The sequence below is a fragment of the Pseudomonas sp. LBUM1659 genome (assembly GCF_059716045.1).
This window is the reverse complement of record NZ_CP166797.1, coordinates 1,091,428-1,115,508: the sequence shown is the minus strand read 5'-3', so window position 1 is coordinate 1,115,508 and position 24,081 is coordinate 1,091,428. Positions and strand designations below refer to the sequence as shown.

General features: G+C 54.6%; 19 protein-coding genes and 1 pseudogene. 11 read left to right on the top strand and 9 right to left on the bottom strand.

What is annotated here, in order from left to right; translation table 11 throughout:
* The first annotated feature begins 3 nt into the window (after nucleotides 1-3).
* The 4 genes from ydiJ (at nucleotide 4) to lhpI (ending at nucleotide 7,739) form a co-directional block, all read left to right on the top strand.
* Nucleotides 4-3,060 (top strand): D-2-hydroxyglutarate dehydrogenase YdiJ, encoded by a 3,057-nt coding sequence (gene ydiJ, locus ACA048_RS04915; protein ID WP_497629799.1) that lies wholly within the window; start codon nucleotides 4-6, stop codon nucleotides 3,058-3,060.
* A gap of 327 nt (nucleotides 3,061-3,387) precedes the next feature.
* Nucleotides 3,388-4,788 (top strand): 2-oxoadipate dioxygenase/decarboxylase HglS, encoded by a 1,401-nt coding sequence (hglS, locus tag ACA048_RS04910; RefSeq protein ID WP_497628171.1) that lies wholly within the window; start codon nucleotides 3,388-3,390, stop codon nucleotides 4,786-4,788.
* 122 nt (nucleotides 4,789-4,910) lie between these two features.
* Entirely contained in the window at nucleotides 4,911-6,590 is a 1,680-nt protein-coding gene (locus ACA048_RS04905) for a thiamine pyrophosphate-binding protein (RefSeq protein ID WP_497628170.1), read from the top strand.
* A 180-nt stretch (nucleotides 6,591-6,770) separates the two neighbouring features.
* Entirely contained in the window at nucleotides 6,771-7,739 is a 969-nt protein-coding gene (gene lhpI, locus ACA048_RS04900; RefSeq protein WP_497628169.1) for a bifunctional Delta(1)-pyrroline-2-carboxylate/Delta(1)-piperideine-2-carboxylate reductase, read from the top strand.
* 81 nt (nucleotides 7,740-7,820) lie between these two features.
* Here lhpI and ACA048_RS04895 read toward each other — a convergent pair whose 3' ends face one another.
* The 4 genes from ACA048_RS04895 to ACA048_RS04880 form a co-directional block, all read right to left on the bottom strand.
* A complete protein-coding gene (locus tag ACA048_RS04895) occupies nucleotides 7,821-8,585 on the bottom strand; it encodes an amino acid ABC transporter ATP-binding protein (RefSeq protein WP_497628168.1) in 765 nt (254 codons plus the stop codon).
* A 10-nt stretch (nucleotides 8,586-8,595) separates the two neighbouring features.
* The gene (locus tag ACA048_RS04890) at nucleotides 8,596-9,693 is read right to left on the bottom strand and encodes an amino acid ABC transporter permease (protein WP_223521451.1); all 1,098 of its coding nucleotides are present in this window, start codon (nucleotides 9,691-9,693) and stop codon (nucleotides 8,596-8,598) included.
* A 10-nt stretch (nucleotides 9,694-9,703) separates the two neighbouring features.
* Nucleotides 9,704-10,885 carry an amino acid ABC transporter permease gene (locus ACA048_RS04885; RefSeq protein WP_497628167.1) on the bottom strand — a complete coding sequence of 394 codons (1,182 nt, stop codon included), beginning with the start codon at nucleotides 10,883-10,885 and terminating at the stop codon, nucleotides 9,704-9,706.
* A gap of 65 nt (nucleotides 10,886-10,950) precedes the next feature.
* On the bottom strand, nucleotides 10,951-11,982 hold the full coding sequence (locus ACA048_RS04880) for an amino acid ABC transporter substrate-binding protein (protein WP_497628166.1): 1,032 nt from the start codon (nucleotides 11,980-11,982) through the stop codon (nucleotides 10,951-10,953).
* 466 nt (nucleotides 11,983-12,448) lie between these two features.
* Between ACA048_RS04880 and ACA048_RS04875 the strand changes: the two genes are divergently transcribed.
* The 5 genes from ACA048_RS04875 (at nucleotide 12,449) to ACA048_RS04855 (ending at nucleotide 17,764) form a co-directional block, all read left to right on the top strand.
* Nucleotides 12,449-13,105, top strand: a complete 657-nt coding sequence (locus tag ACA048_RS04875; RefSeq protein ID WP_497628165.1) for an alpha/beta hydrolase — start codon at nucleotides 12,449-12,451, stop codon at nucleotides 13,103-13,105.
* Between the two features lie 96 nt (nucleotides 13,106-13,201).
* Entirely contained in the window at nucleotides 13,202-14,689 is a 1,488-nt protein-coding gene (rhlB, locus tag ACA048_RS04870) for an ATP-dependent RNA helicase RhlB (RefSeq protein ID WP_497628164.1), read from the top strand.
* A 136-nt stretch (nucleotides 14,690-14,825) separates the two neighbouring features.
* The gene (locus ACA048_RS04865; protein WP_497628163.1) at nucleotides 14,826-15,773 is read left to right on the top strand and encodes an ornithine cyclodeaminase family protein; all 948 of its coding nucleotides are present in this window, start codon (nucleotides 14,826-14,828) and stop codon (nucleotides 15,771-15,773) included.
* 147 nt (nucleotides 15,774-15,920) lie between these two features.
* Nucleotides 15,921-17,048 carry an NAD(P)/FAD-dependent oxidoreductase gene (locus ACA048_RS04860; RefSeq protein WP_497628162.1) on the top strand — a complete coding sequence of 376 codons (1,128 nt, stop codon included), beginning with the start codon at nucleotides 15,921-15,923 and terminating at the stop codon, nucleotides 17,046-17,048.
* A gap of 89 nt (nucleotides 17,049-17,137) precedes the next feature.
* Nucleotides 17,138-17,764 carry a helix-turn-helix transcriptional regulator gene (locus ACA048_RS04855; RefSeq protein ID WP_497628161.1) on the top strand — a complete coding sequence of 209 codons (627 nt, stop codon included), beginning with the start codon at nucleotides 17,138-17,140 and terminating at the stop codon, nucleotides 17,762-17,764.
* A 105-nt stretch (nucleotides 17,765-17,869) separates the two neighbouring features.
* Here ACA048_RS04855 and ACA048_RS04850 read toward each other — a convergent pair whose 3' ends face one another.
* The 5 genes and pseudogenes from ACA048_RS04850 to ACA048_RS04830 form a co-directional block, all read right to left on the bottom strand.
* Nucleotides 17,870-18,646 carry an ABC transporter substrate-binding protein gene (locus tag ACA048_RS04850; protein ID WP_497628160.1) on the bottom strand — a complete coding sequence of 259 codons (777 nt, stop codon included), beginning with the start codon at nucleotides 18,644-18,646 and terminating at the stop codon, nucleotides 17,870-17,872.
* A 323-nt stretch (nucleotides 18,647-18,969) separates the two neighbouring features.
* Nucleotides 18,970-19,422 carry a molybdopterin synthase catalytic subunit MoaE gene (gene moaE, locus ACA048_RS04845; RefSeq protein WP_497628159.1) on the bottom strand — a complete coding sequence of 151 codons (453 nt, stop codon included), beginning with the start codon at nucleotides 19,420-19,422 and terminating at the stop codon, nucleotides 18,970-18,972.
* A 3-nt stretch (nucleotides 19,423-19,425) separates the two neighbouring features.
* Nucleotides 19,426-19,668: a molybdopterin converting factor subunit 1 gene (gene moaD, locus ACA048_RS04840; RefSeq protein WP_149628750.1), complete on the bottom strand. Its 243-nt coding sequence runs from the start codon at nucleotides 19,666-19,668 to the stop codon at nucleotides 19,426-19,428.
* Nucleotides 19,665-20,138 carry a cyclic pyranopterin monophosphate synthase MoaC gene (gene moaC, locus ACA048_RS04835; RefSeq protein ID WP_497628158.1) on the bottom strand — a complete coding sequence of 158 codons (474 nt, stop codon included), beginning with the start codon at nucleotides 20,136-20,138 and terminating at the stop codon, nucleotides 19,665-19,667. Before moaC ends, moaD begins: the two co-directional genes overlap by 4 nt.
* A 240-nt stretch (nucleotides 20,139-20,378) precedes the next feature.
* Nucleotides 20,379-20,627, bottom strand: a pseudogene (locus tag ACA048_RS04830) (PhoH family protein); the annotation flags it as partial.
* Between the two features lie 479 nt (nucleotides 20,628-21,106).
* Between ACA048_RS04830 and ACA048_RS04825 the strand changes: the two are divergent.
* Together ACA048_RS04825 and ACA048_RS04820 are read left to right on the top strand one after the other, a co-directional pair.
* Entirely contained in the window at nucleotides 21,107-22,219 is a 1,113-nt protein-coding gene (locus ACA048_RS04825; RefSeq protein ID WP_497628157.1) for a SagB/ThcOx family dehydrogenase, read from the top strand.
* Between the two features lie 24 nt (nucleotides 22,220-22,243).
* Nucleotides 22,244-24,079: a methyltransferase domain-containing protein gene (locus ACA048_RS04820; protein ID WP_497628156.1), complete on the top strand. Its 1,836-nt coding sequence runs from the start codon at nucleotides 22,244-22,246 to the stop codon at nucleotides 24,077-24,079.
* The last annotated feature ends 2 nt before the right edge of the window (nucleotides 24,080-24,081 follow it).

Genomic DNA, 24,081 nt, shown 5'->3' with positions numbered 1-24,081 from the left:
CACATGATCGCCCAGATTGCTGCACCGGTAGAACTGACCAAGATCTACCGTACTTTTCTAGAGACGCTCAGTGCGCAAGGATTCAAGGGAGAAATTACCCCTGACCATGCCAACTGCACGGTACTCGCGACCGACAACTCGATCTATCAGCGCCTGCCACAAGCGGCGCTGTTCCCCCGTGATGTCGATGACATCCAGAGACTGACTCGACTTGTTGCACAGAAAGAATTTCGGCAAATCGTTATTACCCCGCGCGGCGGCGGTACTGGCACCAATGGGCAATCGTTAACGCACGGCCTGGTCGTGGATCTGTCAAAACATCTAAACCGGATTATTGAAATCAACGTCGAAGAACGTTGGGTTCGCGTCCAGGCGGGTGTTGTCAAAGACCAGCTCAATGCGGCATTGAAGCCACATGGCTTGTTCTTTGCTCCAGAGCTTTCGACCTCCAACAGAGCCACCATTGGCGGCATGATCAACACCGATGCCAGCGGGCAAGGCAGCTGTACATATGGCAAAACCAGAGATCATGTCCTGGAGCTCAAGAGCATACTCATGGGTGGCCATCCGCTAAATAGCAGGCCACTCAATGACATCGAGCTGCAACAGTTCAGCGCTGAACAGGGGATTATCGGTGAGGTGCATCGTTGCGTAACAGCCATTCACGCAGAACACCGAGAGCTGATTGACCAGACCTTCCCAAAGCTCAATCGATGCTTGACTGGATATGATTTGGCGCACATCCGTGACGAGCGTGGCCAGGTCAACCTGAACAACATTTTATGCGGCTCTGAAGGATCGCTCGGCTTCGTTGTAGAGGCCAAACTCAACGTTTTGCCGATCCCGAAGCATTCCGTATTGATCAACGTTTCGTACGCAAGCTTCATGGAAGCCTTGCGAGATGCTCGTGCGTTGATGGCACTCAAACCACTATCGATCGAGACCGTAGACTCCAAAGTATTGGGCTTGGCGATGCAGGACATTGTTTGGCATGACGTGGCCGAATATTTTCCTCACAACGAGAGCCGCCCTACGCTAGGCATCAATCTGATCGAATTCAGTGGCAATGATCTCGCCGCGCTGGACGTCATCGTCAACGAATTCCTTGCACATCTATCGTCCGACAAAAGCGTTGAGCGTATTGGACATACGCTGGCCAAAGGGGCGCAGGCCATTTCTCGGGTCTACTCGATGCGCAAGCGGGCAGTCGGGCTACTTGGAAACGTCAAAGGTGAGGTTCGTCCTCAACCCTTTGTCGAAGACACTGCGGTACCACCAGAACATCTGCCGGACTTCATTGCCGAATTTCGGGCACTGCTCGATTCACACAACCTGCAATATGGAATGTTCGGTCATGTCGATGCAGGTGTACTCCATGTACGACCCGCTCTCGATATGAAAGACCCGATCCAGGCCTCCCTTGTACGAACAGTCTCTGATGGTGTGGCGCAACTGACCCACAAGTACGGCGGTTTGTTGTGGGGTGAGCACGGTAAAGGCGTTCGGTCAGAATATGCTCCCAAATTCTTTGGCAAACTCTACCCGGCGCTGCAACAACTAAAGGCAGCCTTCGACCCGCACAATCAACTCAATCCAGGAAAAATCGCTACCCCCCTGAATAGCGATGAACAACTGCTGAAGATTGATGAAGTGCCCATGCGAGGTGAGTACGACCGGCAAATCGACGAGCGCGTCTGGCAAAGCTTTGAGAGTGCCGTGCATTGCAACGGCAACGGTGCCTGCTATAACTTCGATCCAAATGATGCAATGTGCCCATCCTGGAAAGCCACGCGGGAACGGGTCCATTCACCAAAAGGGCGCGCATCCCTGATTCGTGAATGGCTGAGAATCCAGGGTAATGCCGGCATTGATGTTCTTGGCGTTGCGCAGCGTGCCAGGGACACAAGCGCTATCACCAGCCTGTTTAGAAAGCTAAAGGCCAGCCTCACCTCGCGAAACACCGATGAGGATTTTTCTCATCAGGTTTTCGAAGCAATGTCGGGCTGTCTGGCCTGTAAGTCTTGCGCCGGCCAGTGCCCTGTAAAGGTAAACGTACCCGAATTCCGATCGCGCTTTTTGGAGCTTTACCATACCCGCTTCTTCCGCCCTCTCAAGGACTACTTGATTGGTTCCCTGGAGTTCACGATCCCGTATTTTGCAAGAGTGCCTTGGCTCTATAACGCCCTTATGAGTGCGAAGCCAATCAGCCTTTTCCTGAAGAAATACGGTGGGATGGTAGATAGCCCATTGCTCAGCAACGTCAGCCTCTGTGCTGCACTCAAAAAAGCAAAGGTTAAAGTTGCTACGCCTCAAATACTGACGTCACTCTCCGATAGCGAGCGCAAGCGCAGCGTTATCCTGGTGCAGGACGCCTTTACCCGATATTTCGAGACCCAAGTGGTGTCCGACTGGATCGAGCTGATTTCCAGGATCGGTTACCACATCTACCTGGCGCCATTTTCCCCAAACGGAAAGCCGCTCCAGGTATTGGGCTTTCTGGGCGCGTTCGAAAAAACAGCTCGGAAAAGCTCAGCCAAGCTGAGTGAACTCGGCAATTTCGGGATTCCATTGGTAGGACTGGATCCGGCGATGACACTTGTGTACCGCCAGGAGTATTCGAAACTATCGGCTGATAGCCCCTGCCCCATGGTCTTTCTGCCACAGGAATGGTTGGCCAAAATTTTCGAGGTTGGATCGCCGGTCATAAACAACCGCGCCCCGTCCCCGGCTCCCTACAAGTTGATGGCTCATTGCACCGAAAAAACAAATACGCCTGCAAGCACTGCACTTTGGCAGTCTGTATTTGAAAAGTTCGGTCTGAAGCTCACTGTCGTAGCCACAGGTTGCTGTGGAATGTCCGGCACCTATGGCCATGAAGATAGAAACTACGAGACCTCAAAGAAAATCTACGGATTATCCTGGCAACCGATTGTTGAACAACACAAAGCCAGCGGTACGCTTCTGGCCAATGGCTATTCTTGCCGCAGCCAAGTGAAGCGATTTGCGGGCGAACACATCAATCATCCTATTCAAGCACTCCTCGCCCATATGAATTCCTGAAACAGCGGGGAGGCGCTTCTCAATCGCGGCCCTTCAAACCCGCGTCCTCACGTTGCAATGATTGCACGGCGGCCCTGCATTTAATTCCTGACTTCATTAGCGACAGGAATGCTTACGCTGAGCCGCCGGCGGTTACACGCGCCAATATCAGAGATTTACAGACCCCCGTTGATCTTCCACTTAAATTCATTAGCTCAAGGAATGAAGTGCTGAGGATTCTTCGTTTGTACAGCACCCCAATAGTGCGCAAAAATTTCTGATATGCACTCACTGTTTTGAGCTCGAAAGCCCATGCCACACGTAGATATCCAGCAAGGAGTTCTTTTGATGAACACCCCAGGTTTCGTCAGTCCGGACGAAATTCGCACCCGGTTTTCTCGCGCCATGTCCGACATGTACAAGGACGAGGTACCGCTCTACGGCACGCTCATGGAACTGGTCTCGCAGACCAACCAACAGGTGTTGACGTCGAACAAAGCTGTTGCGGATTATCTGAACCGTACAGGCGAGATTGAGCGTTTAGACATGGAGCGCCACGGCGCCATCCGCGTCGGCACGCCAGAGGAGCTGGCAACAATTGCTCGGCTATTTGCCGTAATGGGCATGCAACCGGTCGGATACTACGACCTCACCACCGCCGGCGTCCCAGTGCACTCCACGGCATTTCGCGCCGTGCATGAGAAATCGCTGCAGGCCAGCCCATTCCGCGTCTTCACATCCCTACTTCGCCTGGACCTGATCGAAAACCAGGAACTGCGGCATCTGGTGCAGACGATCCTGGATAAACGTCAGATCTTCACACCGAAGGCTTTGACGCTGATCGAGAAATTCGAAGCCAATGGCGCCCTTGATTCCGAGGATGCCGAGGACTTTATTCAGCAGGCCTTGGAGACGTTCCGCTGGCACCGGGAAGCGACGGTGACCGCTGAAGAATATCAGCGCCTGCACGACCAGCATCGACTGATCGCCGATGTTGTGGCGTTCAAAGGCCCGCATATCAACCACCTCACCCCTCGGACGCTGGACATCGACCAGATTCAGTTGGGCATGCCCGATAAAGGCATCACGCCAAAAGCGGTCATCGAAGGCCCCCCGCGTCGCGAGTGCCCTATCCTGCTGCGCCAAACCAGCTTCAAAGCGCTTCAGGAAACCGTTGCTTTCACCGATCAAAACAACAACGCTTGCGGTAGCCATACCGCTCGTTTTGGTGAGATCGAACAGCGCGGGGCAGCGCTGACACCAAAAGGTCGCGCCCTCTATGACACCCTGCTAAATGCCGCTCGAGCCGAATTGGGCGAGTTCCCCAACGAAGCCAACGCTGAACGCTACTCTGCGCTGCTGGAACAGCACTTCAAGGAATTCCCGGATAACTACGCCGATCTTCGCCAGCAGAACCTGGTCTATTTCCGCTACTTCCCGTCACCGCTGGGCATTGCATCGCGTAGCAATGCCTACCGGCCAAATTCTCGGGAAGAACTGATTGCTCAAGGACATATTCATTACGAGCCGCTGGTGTATGAAGACTTCCTCCCCGTCAGCGCAGCAGGGATCTTTCAGTCCAACCTGGGTGATGAGTCGCAAAACCATTACGCCGGCAGCTCCAACCAGGAGGAGTTTGAGAAGGACTTGGGTTGCAAGGTGATCAACGAACTCACTCTGTACGCCGATACCCAACGCCGCTCCTTGCTCGAATGCTCGACTATTCTGGTGGTCCCTCCCCTCGTCTAGTGGGCGGCTGCACAACGGCAAACAGCGCTTTGCCTTTGCGCTTCTAAATTGATCGGGTCGGCACCTGCCTGCCATTGAACGACTCAACGCTCACATCACCCCATTCGACTCAGGAGATAACAATGAATAAAAACATTTCTCGTCGTAGCGGAGGTCAGATTTTGGTGGATGCATTGCGCATCCATGGCGTCAAAAGAGCCTTTTGCGTGCCTGGCGAAAGTTATCTGGCAGTCCTCGATGCCCTGCATGACGTGCGCGAAGAAATCGATCTGGTCGTCTGCCGCCAGGAAGGCGGTGCAGCCTATATGGCAGAAGCCTATGGCAAGCTCACCGGAGAGCCGGGCATCTGCTTCGTGACCCGAGGCCCGGGCGCCACAAACGCTTCTGTTGGCGTTCACACTGCGTTTCAAGACTCATCGCCCATGATTCTGTTCATCGGCCAAGTCGCTCGCGATCAACAGTATCGCGAAGCGTTTCAGGAAATTGATTTCCGGCAGATGTTTGGCCCCCTCGCAAAATGGGTCGTGCAAATAGAGGACACCCGCAGAATTCCCGAACTGATAAGTCAGGCGTTCCATCGAGCGGTCAATGGCAGACCCGGGCCTGTAGTGGTCGCCCTGCCAGAAGACATGCTGACCGAGAGGGTGGAAGTCAGTGATGCCGGGCCGTTCAAGCGAGTCGTGATGACACCGGCAGTCGAGCAAATGGCCGAGATGGAGCAACTGCTTCAGCAATCCGAGCGTCCATTGCTGGTGCTGGGAGGCAGTGGTTGGGATACCGAGTCAGTGCACAACATTCAGTGTTTTGCTGAACAGCAGAACCTCCCGGTTGCCGCCTCCTTCCGTTGCCAGGACCTGTTCGACAATCGTCACCCCAACTACGCCGGCGACCTTGGGTTCGCAGCGTCTGCCCAACTCAGCGCAGCAGTGAAAGACGCTGATCTTCTGCTGGTTGTGGGCTCTCGAATGGGGGAAGTGTCGACGGGTGGATACGCAGCATTGGACATCCCCGTCCCCAAACAAAGCCTGATCCACGTACACCAAGGCATTGAGGAGCTGGGGCGGGTGTACCAGCCAACACTGGCTATCAACAGCAGTATGTCGAGTTTCGCAACATGGGCAGCGAAGCTGAAGCCGGACACGTCTGAACGACACAGTGAATGGACGCGCTCATTGAATGAAAACTATCAACGCAACCTCCAGTGCCCTGCCGCCCCTGGCGATGTTCAACTGGCCGAAATCATAAACTGGCTAAATCGGCGCCTTCCTGACGACGCCATCCTTACCAATGGCGCTGGCAACTATGCCGTATGGCTCCAACGCTTTTATCAGTTCCGCCATTACCGCACTCAGCTAGGACCTACCAACGGCTCTATGGGTTATGGCGTACCCGCTGCGGTGGCCGCAAAACTGACTTGCCCCGATCGACTGGTGGTTTCCTTTTCCGGGGATGGCTGTTTCTTGATGAACGGCCAGGAAATAGCAACCGCCGCACAATATGGCGCCAATGTGATCTTTATTGTGATCAATAACGGCATGTACGGAACCATCAGAATGCACCAGGAACGGAACTATCCTGGACGGGTTTCAGGAACCGAATTGCACAACCCGGATTTCTCAGCACTTGCACAGGCCTATGGGCTCCACGGCGAAGTCGTCACCCACACCGGCGAGTTCGCACCAGCGTTCGAACGCTGCGTGCAAGCATCCGGCGCTTCCTTGATTGAAGTCAGGATCGATCCTGAGGCCTTGACACCACGGATGAGTCTGACGCAAATCCGAGAACAATCACGCAAACAGTAATCGGCAGTCAGTGCCCTCTGACGGAGGCGTCTGATCATCAACTGTCAAGACGCCCCTCTATTGCGGACAAGCTCTGTTGCACTTGTCCTTTACAACTTATTGCCCTGAGAACAACCGATTCACTGCCGCTCCGCTCCCACGGCATGAGTCATTACAACCAAACCTGTCGAGACATCACCCATGTATTTAGACGCTCAGAAAGTCGCCGCCGCCCTCCCTTGGCCCGCGTTGATCGATTCGTTGTCGCACATCTTCACTCAGCCTGTGCATTCGCCCGTGCGTCATCACCATCGTATTGACTTGCCGGATGCACCCGCCGCAATGATGTTGTTGATGCCGGCCTGGATCGAAGGGCAATACCTTGGGGTGAAGCAGGTCAATGTGTTTCCTGGCAACAACGCTTTAGGCCTGCCGGCCTTGAGCAGCCACTATCTGCTCAGCTGCGGCAAGACAGGCCAGCCGCTGGCCCAGCTTGAGGGAAATGAACTGACCGCGCGCCGCACTGCCGCAGCGTCCGCATTAGCTTCCCGATATTTGTCACGTCCTGATGCCAGTCGACTTTTGATGGTCGGTAGTGGGCGCATGGCACGCTATCTGGTACCCGCCCATTGCTCGGTTCGCAATATCACCCAGGTGACGGTAACGGATCTGTCCTTGGCTTCGGCGCAAAAATTTGCCGAAGAACTTCGCAGCACCGGCCTGCAGGCGAACGCCATCAGCCTGGATCAGCTGGAGCAGGCGACCGCCAATGCCGACATTATCAGTTGCGCCACGCTCTCCACCGAACCGCTGATTTACGGGGATTGGCTACAACCGGGAGTTCATTTGGATCTGGTTGGCAGTTTTACGCCGACCATGCGCGAAGCCGATGACGTGGCCGTTCAACATTGCGACGTCTTCGTCGACACCCGCGCCGGTGCTTTGGCGGAATCCGGCGACCTCATCATTCCGATGAGCAATGGCAACCTGACCACCAGCGACATCTTGGCTGAATTCACCGAGCTGTGCGCAGGCACCCACAGAGGTCGAGCGCAACTGGAGAATCCTGACCGCGCCATGACCCTGTTCAAATCCGTAGGCGCGTCCATTGAGGATCTCGCTGCGGCGATTCTCGCCTATGAACGTGTATCAGCCCCTCAGAACGCCTGACGACTTGCTTCCTGATCCTCAAACCCCAGCCAAAAATAAACCCGGAACACTGTCCGGGTTTATTTCACTGCCTGGCTTCGATCAATGCAGAATCTGGCTCAGGAACATCTTGGTCCGCTCATTCTGCGGATTATCGAAGAAGTCGTTCGGTGCCGCCTGCTCAACGATTTCGCCCTTGTCCATGAAAATCACGCGGTTGGCCACGGTGCGAGCGAAGCCCATTTCGTGGGTCACGCAGAGCATGGTCATGCCGTCTTCAGCCAGGCCGATCATGGTGTCCAGCACCTCTTTCACCATCTCGGGGTCGAGTGCCGAAGTCGGTTCGTCGAACAGCATGATTTTCGGTTTCATGCACAGCGCGCGGGCAATCGCCACACGCTGTTGTTGGCCACCGGACAGTTGCCCCGGGAATTTATGCGCCTGCTCCGGAATGCGTACGCGTTCCAGGTAATGCATGGCGATTTCCTCGGCCTGGCGCTTGGGCATTTTGCGAACCCACATCGGCGCCAGGGTGCAGTTCTGCAGGATGGTCAGGTGCGGAAACAGGTTGAAGTGCTGGAACACCATGCCGACTTCACGACGGACCGATTCGATCTGCTTAAGGTCGTTGGTCAGCTCCACGCCATCGACCACGATGCGACCCTGTTGGTGTTCTTCCAGACGGTTGAGGCAACGGATGGTGGTGGATTTGCCCGAACCCGACGGGCCGCACAACACGATGCGCTCGCCCTGTTTGACGTTCAGGTTGATGTCTTTCAATACGTGGAACTGGCCGTACCACTTGTTGACGCCCTGCATCTGAATAATGCCTTCAGGGCTCGCAGGCTTTTTGATTGCTTCGCTCATTACAGAACTCCTAACGCTTGTGGCCAGTGTCGAGCTTGCGTTCCAGATGCATGGAATAGCGCGACATACCAAAACAGAAAATCCAGAACACCAGGGCCGCGAACACATAGCCTTCAGTGGCCATGCCCAACCATTTCGGGTCGGCGGCAGCTTGTTTGACACTGTTGAGCAAGTCGAACAGGCCGATGATGATCACCAGGCTTGTGTCCTTGAACAGCGCGATGAAGGTGTTGACGATGCCAGGGATTACCAGCTTCAAGGCTTGCGGCAGAATCACCAGGCCCATGCTGCGCCAGTACCCGAGGCCCATCGCTGCGGCCGCTTCGTACTGACCTTTTGGAATCGCTTGCAGACCACCGCGCACCACTTCGGCCACGTAGGCGGACTGGAACAGGATCACGCCGATCAGCGCCCGCAGCAATTTGTCGAAGTTCATGCCTTCGGGCAGGAACAACGGCAACATCACCGAAGACATGAACAGCACCGTGATCAACGGCACACCGCGCCAGAATTCGATAAAGGTCACGCAGACCACTCGAATCGCCGGCATGTTCGAACGACGGCCCAATGCCAGGACGATACCCAGCGGCAGAGCGCCAGCGATACCGACAGTCGCAATCACCAGGGTCAGCATCAGGCCGCCCCACTGGCTGGTCGCCACGGCGCTCAAGCCAAACACGCCGCCGTGCAGCAGGCACCAGGAAATGATCGGGTACAGCACCAGGAAGCTCAGGCCATACACCGCTTTATGGTGAAAGCGCGAGATGAACAGGGGTGCCACGCCGATGACTGCCAGCCACACGGTCAGGTCCACGCGCCAACGCAGATCCGGCGGGTAGTAGCCGTACATGAACTGGCCGAAACGCTGTTGGATGAACACCCAGCAGGCGCCCTCCTTGGTGCAGTCGGTCTGGCTGGTGCCAACCCAATTGGCATCGAGGATCGCCCAATGCAAGATCGGCGGGACAACCAGGTAAATCAGGTAGAACGCAAACAGGGTCAGCAGGGTGTTGAGCCAGCTGGAGAACATGTTGGCGCGCATCCACGCCACGACACCGATGCTGCGGTTCGGTGGCGGCATGTCAGGTTTGAAAGTATGAGTGCTCATGCGCTTTTCCTTACCGCTCGATCAGCGCAATGCGCTTGTTGTACCAGTTCATCAGCAGGGAAATGCTGATACTGATCGCCAGGTACACGCTCATGGTGATCGCAATCACCTCGATCGCCTGCCCGGTCTGGTTCAGCACCGTACCGGCAAACAACGAAACCATTTCCGGATATCCGATACCGGCCGCCAGCGAGGAGTTCTTCGCCAGGTTCAGGTATTGGCTGGTGAGCGGTGGAATGATCACGCGCAGCGCTTGCGGGATGATTACCTTGCGCAGGGTCGGACCGTTGCGCAGGCCGAGCGAATGGGCCGCTTCGGTCTGACCGTGGCTAACCGACTTGATGCCCGAGCGCACGATCTCGGCGATGAACGCCGCGGTGTATACCGTCAAGGCCAGGGTCAATGCCAGCAGTTCGGGAATCAGCACCCAGCCACCGACGAAGTTGAAGCCTTGCAGCTTCGGCATTTCCCAGTGCAGCGGCGCGCCGAAGATCAAGGCGCACAGCGCAGGGATCACCAGCAACAGCGCCAGACCAACCCAGAACTTGTGGAACGGTACGCCCGTCGCTTCGAAGCGTTTGCTCGCCCAGCGGCTCATCAGCACGATGGCGACAATGGCCACAACGATGCTGACCACAAACGGCCAGAAACCGTCCGCCACCAACGCTGCGGGCATGTTCAGGCCGCGGCTGCTGACAAAGAAGGTGTCGCCGAAGTTATGGCTGTTGCGTGGCCCCGGCATGGTCAGGAACACCGCGAAGTACCAGAACAGGATTTGCAGCAGCGGCGGAATATTGCGGAAGACTTCCACATAAACAGTTGCCAGCTTGGCGATGATCCAGTTCTTCGACAGCCGTGACACACCGACGATGAACCCGAGGATCGTCGCCAGGATCACGCCGATGAAGGTCACCAGCAGGGTGTTGAGCAGGCCGATGACAAACACCCGGGCATAGCTGTCCGATTCGGTGTAGTCGATCAGGGTTTGAGCGATGCCGAAACCGGCACTGCGCTCCAGAAAGTCGAAACCGGAGGTAATGCCCCGGTGTTGGAGGTTGGTCTGCGTGTTGTCGAACAGATACCAGCCCATCGAGACCACCGCCACTATGGTGATGATCTGAAATACCCACGCACGCACTTTGGGATCGCTGAGGCTGAGCCTCTGCTTTGGTGCGCCGATTGAATTTTGCATGAAGTGCCCCGGATTTAATGGAACAGAACATCACCCGGCGGTTGGCCCGCCGGGTGATAGAACCATCAGCGCACTGGTGGTGCGTATTGAATGCCGCCGTTGTTCCACAGAGCATTCAGCCCGCGGTCGATTTCCAGCGGAGTGTTCTTGCCGAGGTTTTTCTCAAACACTTCGCCATAGTTGCCGACTTGCTTGACGATCTGGACGACCCAGTCCTTTTTCACTTTCAGGTCTTTGCCGTATTCGCCATCGGTACCCAGCAGACGGGCAACGTCAGGGTTCTTGGTGGACTTGGCTTCAGCTTCGACGTTCTTCGAAGTGATGCCTGCCTCTTCAGCGTTGAGCATGGCGTAACCAACCCAGCGCGCGATAGCCAGCCACTCGTCGTCGCCATTACGCACGACCGGGCCCAAAGGCTCCTTGGAAATGGTTTCCGGCAGTACCACGTAATCCTTCGGCGAGGCCAGCTTGCTGCGCTGGGCGAACAGCTGGGACTTGTCGGAAGTCAGAACGTCGCAACGACCGGATTCCAGCGACTTGGCGCTTTCGTCGGAGGTGTCGAAGGTGATCGGGGTGTATTTCAGACCATTGCCGCGGAAGTAGTCGGAAACGTTCAGCTCGGTGGTGGTACCGGCCTGGATGCAGATGGTTGCACCGTCCAGTTCCTTGGCACTCTTCACGCCCAGCTTGTTGTTAACCAGGAAGCCGATGCCGTCGTAGTAAGTGATAAAGCCAGGAAACTTCAGGCCCATGCCCGAGTCACGAGAGCTGGTCATGGTGGTGTTGCGCGACAGAATGTCGATTTCGCCCGACTGCAGCGCGGTGAAACGCTCTTTGGCGTTCAACTGACTGAATTTGACTTTGGTCGCGTCGCCGAAAACGGCAGCCGCTACAGCACGGCAATAGTCAGCATCGATTCCAACGATCTTGCCGGTGGAGTCCGGAACCGAGAAGCCCGGCAGACCGTCACTCACACCACACTGTACGAAACCTTTTTTCTGCACTGCATCCAGGGTTGCACCCGCCTGAGCGAACCCGCTGATACCGAGTACTGCGGCTGCAGTCACGATAGCCAGGGTGGATTTCAACATCTTCATTCAAACCTCCAGTTTTGCTCTTGTTGTGTCGGAGCTGAATCCTGCCGCACCCTTTTGAGGCGTAATCGACCCTTATTGGTTTTTTTTAGGGTCAACCGGCGTAGGACCTGCGCTATGAGTCTAGTAGGAGAAAATCCACATCATGGATAACTCACTTCTCACCAATCGGCCGAACGGGCTGTAGCCCTTTCACGTTCGCGAAGCCCGTAACGGCCACTGGCGAACATCCATTACCGGATTCTTTGCTATCCCGCGGCCAGCAGTACACTGATAGTGTTACCGCAAGGCGCGAGATGGGTTGCACCTTTTCCCCTTAGCAAAGCCCGTACCAGACCGCTTGCCGAAGCAATTACGCGACAGGTCAATAGCAAAACTTGTAGCCTTGCGACATCTTCTTAACTGATCAACCTGGCGCGCACTTGGACCTCGCACCCAATGAGCGCGCACGCACAACAATGGAGCAGCCATGACCGAGCCCCTTATTCTTCAACCCGTCAAGCCGGCAGACGCCTGCGTTATATGGCTGCACGGCCTGGGCGCTGACCGTTACGATTTCCTGCCGGTCGCTGAAGCGTTGCAGGAAAGCCTGCTGACCACCCGTTTCGTTCTGCCTCAAGCGCCGACCTGCGCTGTCACCATTAATGGTGGCTACGAGATGCCGAGTTGGTACGACATATTGGCCATGAGCCCGGCGCGCGCGATCAACCGCGAACAGTTGGAAGAGTCGGCGCAACGGGTCATAAAGTTGATCGAAGTGCAGCGAGCCATTGGAATAGACGCCTCGCGGATATTTCTGGCAGGTTTTTCCCAGGGTGGCGCGGTGGCGTTACACACCGCGTTTCTGAAATGGCAGGGGCCGCTGGGTGGCGTACTTGCCCTCTCCACATACGCGCCGACATTCAGCGATGAACTCGAGCTTTGCGCCAGCCAGCAGCGCATTCCGTTGCTGTCTTTGCACGGTCAATACGATGACGTGGTGCAAAACTCCATGGGCCGCTCGGCCTACGAGCATTTGAAGCAGCGTGGTGTCACCGCGACATGGCAAGAATACCCAATGGGCCACGAAGTGTTACCCGAAGAGATTCGCGACATCGGCGTCTGGCTTGCCGAGCGTTTACGTTAACTGTCAGGCGAATTGCAGCCCTTTGATCATCCCACTACGCCGCGCCCGATTCTTGCATTACACTGGCCGGCGTACATTCCTTAACCAATTGATGAGATGACCGTGCTCAAAGCACTCAAGAAAATGTTCGGTAAAAGCGAGACTGAGCAGCTCGCGCCAGTTCCCAGCGCTCCGTCTCATACCCCCAGCCACCGCACCGACGGTAATCAGCCTGGCCGGACCGCAACCGCAGCGGTACCGAAACACGAGCCGATGACCACACCGGCCAACCAACCTGCCCCGGTCGTTGCCTCTGAACAGCCGCGCAGCGAAGCGCCGAAACCGGCAAAACCGCGTCGCGAACCCAAGCCCAAGGCACCCGTCATCCCCTGGAAACTCGAAGACTTCGTCGTCGAACCCCAGGAAGGCAAAACCCGCTTCCACGATTTCAAACTTGCCCCGGAACTGATGCACGCTATCCAGGACCTGGGCTTTCCGTATTGCACGCCGATCCAGGCGCAGGTGCTTGGCTTCACCCTGGCGGGCAAAGACGCCATCGGTCGCGCCCAGACCGGCACCGGCAAAACGGCCGCGTTCCTGATTTCGATCATCACCCAACTGCTGCAAACCCCACCGCCGAAAGAGCGCTACATGGGTGAACCGCGGGCGCTGATCATTGCGCCAACCCGCGAACTGGTGGTGCAGATCGCCAAGGATGCGGCCGACCTGACCAAATACACCGGCCTCAACGTCATGACGTTTGTCGGTGGCATGGACTTCGACAAGCAGCTCAAGCACCTCGAAGCCCGTCACTGCGACATTCTCGTGGCCACCCCAGGCCGTTTGCTCGACTTCAACCAGCGCGGCGACGTGCACCTGGACATGGTCGAAGTCATGGTGCTGGACGAAGCCGACCGGATGCTCGACATGGGTTTCATCCCACAAGTGCGTCAGATCATTCGCCAGACGCCGCCGAAGAACGAGCGTCAGACGCTGCTGTTCTCGGCGACCTTCACCGAAGACGTGATGAACCTCGCCAAGCAATGGACCACCGAGCCGTCGATCGTCGAGATCGAAGCGCAAAACGTGGCCAGCGAAAACGTCGAGCAACACATCTACGCCGTCGCCGGTGCGGACAAATACAAACTGCTCTACAACCTGGTCAACGACAATGGTTGGGAGCGGGTGATGGTGTTCGCCAACCGCAAGGATGAAGTACGCCGCATTGAAGAACGCCTGGTGCGTGACGGCGTCAACGCCGCGCAACTGTCCGGCGATGTGCCGCAGCACAAGCGCATCAAGACCCTGGAAGGCTTTCGCGAAGGCAAGATTCGCGTACTGGTCGCCACCGATGTCGCCGGTCGCGGCATTCACATCGACGGCATCAGCCACGTGATCAACTTCACCCTTCCGGAAGTCCCGGACGACTACGTACACCGTATCGGTCGTACCGGTCGCGCAGGCGCCGATGGCGTGTCCATCAGCTTCGCCGGCGAAGATGACTCTTACCAGCTACCGTCCATCGAGGCGTTGCTGGGTCGCAAGATCAGCTGTGAAACACCACCGACGCATCTACTGCGGGCGGTTGAGCGCAAACGCCCGTAACCGGGGATTTGCAGAAAGAGGCGCAGCCGGAAACGGACTGCGCTTTTTTTTCGCCTCGTTTTTTACAAGAGCTTGCCCAACACGACTAAAAGTCCATAATGGACAAATTAGTTTAATTCAGCGCCCGGAGCCGGCCATGTCCAGTACGCCTTACGTGATCACCCAATCTCAGGCCCGCGAGCTGCTGGCGAAAGTTGACGTGCCGCAGATCCTGCGCAAGCTGTTCCGCGACCTGGCCGCAGGCCAAGCCGTACAACCGGCGCAGCAACTGGTGGAATTCCCTCAGGGCGCTGGCGACTTCATCAACTACCTCGGCGTACTGGCGCAAGACGGTGTCTACGGGGTTAAAACTTCGCCGTACATCGTGCGTGAACAAGGTCCGCTGGTGACCGCGTGGACACTGCTGATGTCGATGCAGACCGGCCAGCCGTTGCTGCTTTGCGATGCCGGTGAATTGACCACCGCACGCACAGCCGCAACCACCGCCGTAGCAGTCGATGCACTGGCGCCTTTAACGGCGCAGCGTCTGGCGATCATCGGCAGCGGCAAAGTCGCCCAGGCGCACCTGCATTACGTCAAGGATCTGCGTGATTGGCAAAGCATCACCCTGTATTCGCCGAGCCTGAGCGACAAGCATCCAGACGCATTGGATCAGCTCAAAAGCCTCGACCCACGACTGACCATCGTCGACAGTCATGAAGCGGCGATTCAGGACGCCGACGTGATCATGCTGTGCACCTCGTCCGCCGGCCCGGTGATCGACCCGTCAAACTTGAGCAAACCAGCGTTGATCACCTCGATCAGCACCAACGCCCCGCGCGCCCACGAAGTGCCGCCGCAAAGCCTCAATGACATGCAGGTGTTCTGCGACTATCGCCTGACAACGCCGGGCTCGGCGGGTGAGATGCTGATTGCTGGTGAACAACATGGCTGGGACAGCAGTGCAATAGTCGGCGACCTGCCCGATCTGCTGAGCGGCAAGGTGCAGCGCCCCGATTACAACCGGCCGGTGTTCTTCCGCTCCATCGGCCTGGGCCTGGAAGACATCGCTCTGGCCAATGCCATTTACCACCTACAGCACTAACACCACAACTCACTGTGGGAGCGGGCTTGCCCGCGATGCAGGCGCCTCGCTCCGTCAGGCACACTGCGGTGATGCAATCGCGGGCAAGCCCGGCTCCCACAGGGTTCCTCTATATCAATGGCATTTGCGCCCCATCAGGAGACGTTCATGAGCCAGGCAGATTTCATCATCATCGGCGGCGGGATTGCCGGGGCTTCCACCGGTTTCTGGCTGTCGCAGCAGGCCAGGGTGATTGTGCTTGAACGCGAATCGCATCCGGCCTATCACTCCACCGGACGTTCCGCCGCGCTCTACACCGCCGCCTACGGCACACCTCAGGTTCGCGCACTGACCCAGGCCAGCCGCGATTTTTTTGACGCCCCGCCCGCCGGTTTCTGCGAACACCCGTTGCTGACGCCGCGCGGTGAGATGACCGTGGACTTCACTGGCGACCCCGCCGAACTGAACAATCAATACCTCAGTGCCAAAGCCACGGTGCCCGAGATGCAACTGCTCAGTGCCGATGAAGCCTGTGCGCACATGCCGATCCTGCGCCGGGAAAAAGTTCATGGCGCGATCTACGACCCGACCGCCAGCGACATCGACACCGATGCCCTGCACCAGGGTTACTTGCGCGGCATCCGACGTAACAAAGGCGAGGTCATTACCGACACCGAAGTGCTCGGCCTGACCCGCGATGCCGAGGGCGTGTGGCAGGTAACCACCAACGGCCAGACGTTCAGTGCCCCCATCATCATCAACGCCGCCGGAGCCTGGGCTGACAAAATCGGTGCACTGGCCGGCGCCCGGTCGCTGGGCCTGCAACCTAAACGCCGTGCTGCCTTTATCTTCGCCGGCCCCGAGGGCGTGGATATCCATCACTGGCCAATGCTGGTCAGCCTCGACGAGTCGTTCTACATGAAACCCGACGCCGGCATGTTCCTCGGCTCACCCGCCAATGCCGACCCGGTGGAACCGCACGACGTACAGCCAGAAGAACTGGACATCGCCATGGGCATTTACCAGATCGAAGAGGCCACAACCCTGACCATTCGCCGTCCGACCCGAACCTGGGCCGGGTTGCGCAGCTTTGTCAGCGACGGTGATTTACTGTCCGGATTCGATCCAAATGTGCCCGGCTTGTTCTGGGTCGCGGCACAAGGCGGCTACGGCATCCAGACTTCGCCGGCCATGGGCCAGGCCAGTGCTGCATTGGTACGCGGTGAAAGCTTGCCCGAACAGCTCACGCGTTTCGGGCTGGACGCCGAGATGCTCTCCCCCGCACGCCTGGGCTGATCGACTGGTCAGGTGACGTGTCCACACGATTACGGCAAACTTCCAGCGCCCCTTTTGCAGGGCGCTGACGCTGCCTGGAGCTCCACTGTATGAACGCACCTGAAAAAGACCCGGCGCTGGACAACTACCGAGCGATTGCCGATGCCATCGCCACGCTGTTCTTCCCCCATGCCGAGGTGGTGCTGCACGACCTGCGCACGCAAAAGATCGACTACATCGCCAACAACCTGTCGAAACGCGAAATCGGCGATGACGCCGCGCTGGAGGACATGCTCAGCGACGATGTCAGCGAAACCAACATTGGGCCGTACGAAAAGCTCAACTGGGATGGTCAGAAGATTCGCAGCTTGAGCACGATATTGCGCGACAGCGAAGGTCATCCGCTCGCGGTCCTGTGCGTCAACCTGAACATCTCGCTGTTCGAAAATGCAAAAGCGGCGCTCGACCTGTTCCTTTCGCCCAGCAAACTGATCCCGCAACCGGACTCACTGTTTCGGGATGACTGGCAGGAGCGGATCAACACCTTCCTGCACGCCTGGCTGCGCGAACGTCAGCTGAGCCTGAACCTGCTGACACGCGACCACAAACGCGAACTGGTTTTGGCGCTGCATGCCGAAGGTGCTTTCAAGGGCAAGAGCGCATCGAACTATGTGGCCAATGTGCTGAACATGGGGCGGGCGACGGTTTACAAGCATTTGAAGGAATTGAAGGGCTGAGAGGTGTGTTGGCTGGCAGGGCCCCCACAGGGGATTTGTGATCAACACAGAACCCATGTGGGAGCCGGCGGTGCGACGATTCGACTTGCCCGCGATGACGGACTATCAATCGCCGTAGATGTCTGACTTGAAGTACTTGTCCGAAATCTTCTGGTATTCGCCATTGGCGCGAATACCATCAATGGCCGCGTTCAGTTCGCTCACCAACTCAGCATTGCCCTTACGCACCGCAATCCCGGCGCCCTCGCCCACGTATTTCGGGTCCTTCAATTCCGGCCCGACAAATGCGTAGCCCTTGCCACGGGGCATCGACAGGAAGTCATTCAGCGGAATGGTATCGGCAAAAATGGCATCGAGGCGACCGGCGGCCAAGTCCATGTAGATTTCTTCGTTGTTGCTGTAGCGCTTGACGTTGACGCCTTTGGGTTCGAAAACCTCGGTGGCATAACGGTCGGTGGTGGTTGCGCGCTGCACGCCAACGGTTTTGCCTTTGAGGCTGGCGTACTGGTCATCGACCACCGCGCCTTCCTTCATCACCAGGCGCGACGACGTAAAGTAGTACTTGTGAGTGAAATCCACCGACTTCTTGCGGTCTTCGTTGATGGTCATGGACGACAGCGCCATGTCGATTTTCTTCACTTTCAGGGAAGGAATCAGACCGTCGAATTCGCCTTCGACCCACACACACTCGACCTTCATTTGCGCACACAGGGCATTGCCGATGTCGTAGTCGAAACCGACAATCTTGCCCTCGTCAGTTTTGGAAGCAAACGGCGGGTAAGCGGCTTCAATACCTATGCGCAGGGCTTTCTCGGCGGCAAACACGCTGCTGCACGCCAACAGACTCAGGGCCAGACCGGTGATGAGGGGGAATTTCTTCATGTTCGTTCTCTCGCGGGTTGTTGTTGGTTTGGCAAGACAGAAGAAAGAGCTGAAACGGGAAACGCTTTTTTGTACTTAGAATTCCATACTGGACTTTTATGTATTGGTCGTCAATCGGCCAAACGGGATCATACCTGGCCTATGGTCGGGAGGTGAGTCATGAAGTTTATGCGGTGCGGCTGACGGCCCTTTCGCGAGCAAGCCCGCTCCCACATTCGACCGCATTCTTCTGGGAGAACTCGGTTAAATGTGGGAGCGGCGGTGCGACGATTCGACTTGCTCGCGAAGGCGGCAATGCCGACGACAAAGAAACAACAGACTGTTCACTTCTTCCAGCGATCCGCCGCCGCATGATCGCTGTCACGCCCCTCAACCCAACGCGGGCCATCGCTGGTGTTTTCCTTCTTCCAGAACGGCGCGCGGGTTTTCAGGTAGTCCATGACAAAGGCACAGGCATCAAAGGCTGCCTGACGATGGGCACTAGCGGCGCCGACGAAGACGATCGGTTCGCCCGGTTCCAGGGCGCCGATGCGGTGCAGCACTTCCAGCTTCAACAGCGGCCAGCGTTGCTCGGCCTCGAGGCCTATTTTGCCGAGGGCCTTTTCGGTCATGCCCGGGTAGTGCTCAAGAAACATCCCGGCCACATCCAGCCCGTCGTTGAAGTCGCGCACATAACCGACAAAACTTACCACCGCCCCGACGCCCACATTGGCGGCGTGCATGGCATTGACTTCGGCACCGGGATCGAACGCCGTGGACTGCACGCGAATCGCCATGGATCAGCCCCCGGTCACGGTCGGAAAGAACGCCACTTCATCGCCATCGCTGACCGGTTCGTCCAGCTGGCAAAGGTCTTCATTGCGGGCGCACATCAGGTTCTGCTCGCTCAGCACATCGGCACCGTCGCGCTGAGCCAGCAGTGCGCGCACGTCGTCGACCGTGGCGAAATCACCTTCAACCTTGACCGAGTCCACGCCGAGCGCTTCGCGGTATCGAGCGAAAAACTTCACGGTGACGTTCATTGCTGATCTGCCTGGAAATGACCGCTCTTGCCACCGACCTTCTCCAGCAATCGCACGCTTTCGATGGTCATGCCGCGATCCACGGCCTTGCACATGTCGTAGATAGTCAATGCCGCCACGCTGGCGGCGGTCAGCGCTTCCATCTCGACGCCGGTCTGCCCGGACAACTTGCAACGCGCGACGATGCGCACGGTGTCGTCACCTTCGGCACTGAGTTCGACTTTGACGCCGGTCAGCATCAGCGGATGGCACAGGGGAATCAGATCGCTGGTTTTCTTCGCCGCCTGAATGCCGGCGATGCGCGCCACGGCGAACACATCCCCCTTGGGGTGACCGCCGCTGACGATCATCTGCAGGGTGTCGGGCAACATGCGTACCAGCGCTTGGGCCGTCGCTTCACGGAACGTCACGGCTTTTTCAGTGACGTCGACCATGTTGGCGCGACCTTGGGAATCGAGATGAGTCAGCACAGGGTTACTCCTGATCAGGAGCGTCGATTGTAAACCTGCGGGTCAATTTTCCGCACGTTTGATTATCGGTTCGTCACATAACCCCGTGGGAGCGGGCTTGCTCGCGAAGGCGTAGTGTCAGTCGACATTTATTTTGACTGATACACCGCTTTCGCGAGCAAGCCCGCTCCCACATTTGGATTTGTGTTGGGCACAAAAAACCGGGCGACCTTTGGGGGCCGCCCGGTTTGGATGGAGCTGTTACAAATGCGATTCGGCGTATTCGGCCAGAATCGAACGAGGCACCCCTTGCAGGGTGATATGCACACCGTTGGGGAAGTCTTTGAAGCGTTCGGTCAGGTACGTCAGCCCGGAGCTGGTCGCGGACAGGTAAGGGGTGTCGATCTGTGCCAGGTTGCCCAGGCACACCACTTTGGAACCGGCGCCGGCACGGGTGATGATGGTTTTCATCTGGTGTGGTGTCAGGTTCTGGCATTCATCGATCAGGATTCTCCTGCTGTTGGACAATATTTTTTGGTATTCGCTGACGCCGCCCCCAAAGAAGCCATTACGTAACTAAATACTACCGATTAAGACTTTCTAAGAATGCATCGAAGCAAATGTAGTTGAAGTGCTTAGCTGCAATAACCTGATTAACTTAATAAAATAGTTGCCGGTAAGAATTCGGCGTAAGACTTATCAACCATCCAGGCACGAACCATCCTACAAGCCCAGTTATTGACTAGCAAATACAACGCGATTAGCTTCGCCAATGAAGTCCTATGACTTCAATCCATACAGACTAAAACTCAAGAGGTTCTTATTATGCGCAAAGCAAATCTGCAAACTCGATTAACAGCTCTTTCCAATAACGCTTACAACATCCTGATTACACCGGCAAAACCGGAATCAAAACTGGTCAGTTAATTTTGGCCAATGCCGAGAGAGCCTCCAGACTCTCTCGGCACAGTTTTTACGGAGCATGTAAGATGAGCGAGTTTAAAGTTAATGAAAACCTGACAATTACCTTAAACGAAGGGATTTTCGGATTATGGAACTTGGAAACAGGTGAACAGTACGAGATATTCGAACGACGCTATCTTGACAGAATTTTCGAACTCAACGAATTAGTTGGTATGCCTTACACATCAAAACCCGAGGATGGAATACTGATTGAAGCAGAAATATTACTAATAGGCGAAAAAGCTGAACAATATCAAAATACGCAAAAAACTAATGGCCCTTGGGGTTGGGACCCTATTTCAAAAATATTTCATCTTGGAAGCAAGCACAATTTTCCAAGCGACTTGACAAACACTGAAGAAAACAAAGAGATAGGCTATGTGAGCTTTTGCGAAAGCATCGCAGAAAGCGCTCCAAACCTCGACATTGAACGAGAGGGAGAGTTAATAAAACTTCCGCCTTGGAACAGCAACGCAATTGACACTTATAGCTTGAAGAAAGCGTTATGGGAGAGGACAACAAGTCGAAATTTCAATGGGGAGTCTGTCCCACTGGAAATTGTATCTAATATTTTATTCACTACATTCGGAAAAATCCACGGCGACTCGCATAAAAAAAATCTCGCAGAGCGCGGTATTTCGACTGTGGGCTATCGTAGATCCTCACCAAGCGCCGGGTGCTTGCAAGCAACCGAGGCCTACTTGATTGCTTTAAATGTTAGCAACCTGGAGCGAGGCATCTATCACTATAGGTCCCACCAGCATGTGTTAACAAAATTGGATAGTGGAATAAACGCCGACTTATCACAAATATTATGCCATCAAAACTTCGCAGTGAAAGCGGGCTTCCTGATAGTAATGAGTTCGCGATTTGATAAGCTTTGGTGGAAATACCCACATTCACGCGCTTATCGATCAGCTTTAATGGATGTTGGACATTTATCTCAGACATTCAATCTCGTAGCCACAGCTCACAAACTTAACACCTGGCTAACCGGATACTTTATAGACAACCTACTAAATGAACTTATAAAGATTGATGGATTTAATGAACATTCGTTATTTGTTTTAGCAGGTGGACATGGCCTGCAAGATCCTCTTAGCCCCGGAGTAGTAAAACTTTTGAATGCAGTAAAATAAAACAAATTATTCTTAGGTGCTCACATGCACGATGATACGTTGAGAAAAAAAGAATACTCCGAAAAAATCAGAGAAATGGCAGATTCCAGCTTTAACAACAACAAACTCCAAGAAGCTGCACGGCTATACGAATTGAGTATAAAGAACGATTCAAAAAACGTAAAAGCGTTGAACAATTTTGCGGCTTTATACGAAGCACTGGGTGACAAAAATAAGTCAGAACGCCTTTACAAGCTTGCTTGCGACTTACCAGGAGCTTCAGAAGCGGACAAACTTAAGTTCCATCAAAACCTAGCATCCATTCAAGAAAAAAATGGAAAAACCAATGCTGCACTCTGGACATACCAATCAGCCGCAAAAATAGAAGGCTTCACAAAAAGCAGAATTGCCTTTAACTATCTTGATTTACTTCAGTCGGTCCACCTTACCTCATTTGATGCAGCAACATTCGCCAGTCTAGCGACACTTTTTAATACAGAAGGAATAGACATTGACACACTAACCCGAGTGTACTTTTCACAGCTAGCACTCAAATTTGCAAAGATGACACATACAAAAAAAGAGTGCGCCATACTTATTCTGGACATAATCGAATCGGAGCAAATTGCTTTAGAACTTTTGAGTAACAGCCTAATTTCGAACCACATCATAGAGGAAGCCATTATAACCATAAGAAAAAAACTAATAGAGTCCATACTCAGCAACAACTACAAAAAAACACACCCAGCATTCCTTCGCGCCCTAAAAAAACAATGCAAGCTAAATGATTTCATCTATCTGACTGATAAAGAAGAACTGTCAAATGTAGAAAAACTAAAAGAAAAAGCCCTAAAAGTGTCATCAACAATAAAAATTGATGCGCAGTTAATACTTGAATCCTACTCAGATACAAACGTTATAAACACATTAAAAAGCCAAAACCATTTAAATTGCCGGATTACTAAAAAGCAAAACAAAGAAGTTACATTACCAATCCTTCAGAAAAGCAGAACGCTTATCCAGAATTTTTATGAATCAAATCCATATCCAACATGGACATCCAAACCAAAACATTCTGAATCGACACTCGATGAGCTTTTCATAAAGCTAAACCTAACGCAAGCACCGCCAAACAATAACAACATATTAGTAGCAGGATGTGGAACTGGACGTCATGCGATTCAACTCGCCTTAACTTACCCACATACAAATATCATAGGACTGGATGTTAGCAAAGCAAGCTTGCAATATGCCACACGAAAGAGGGAAGAATACAACATTAGAAACTTGGAGTTCATCCACGGCGACCTAAATAACATTCTCTCTTTAAATATGAGGTTCAGCCTTATTGAGTGCATTGGTGTTCTACATCACTTACAAGATCCTTTGAAAGGATGCCAAGCAATTCTCTCCGCCCTCGAAAATGGTGGTATTGCTAAAATAGGACTGTATAGCACATACGCTCGAACTCCTATTGCAGAATTGGCAAACCTTGCGTCCAAAAACGAAATCCTCTACACACCCAGCAATTTAGAAAGAATACGGAATTTGTCAATTCAAAACTATAAATACAAAAGAATAAGCGAAATAGTTAACTCACAAGATTTCTTTAGTAGAAGTGGGTGCATGGATTTACTTTTCAACCCGCTGGAAAAAACGTTCACAACCCGTGACATTCACTCATTAATAAGAACCTTAAATTGTGAATTTGCAGGCTTTGAAAAGGAAGGACAAAACAAATCCCCTGCGTTTAGAAAATTCAACGAGCATTCGAACCTGGATTCTCTTTTTAGCGCTTGGGAGTTATTTGAAAACTTTAACCCAAATTTTTTCAGTGAAATGTACCTATTCTGGTTAAAACCCATAAGGAATCACCAATGAAA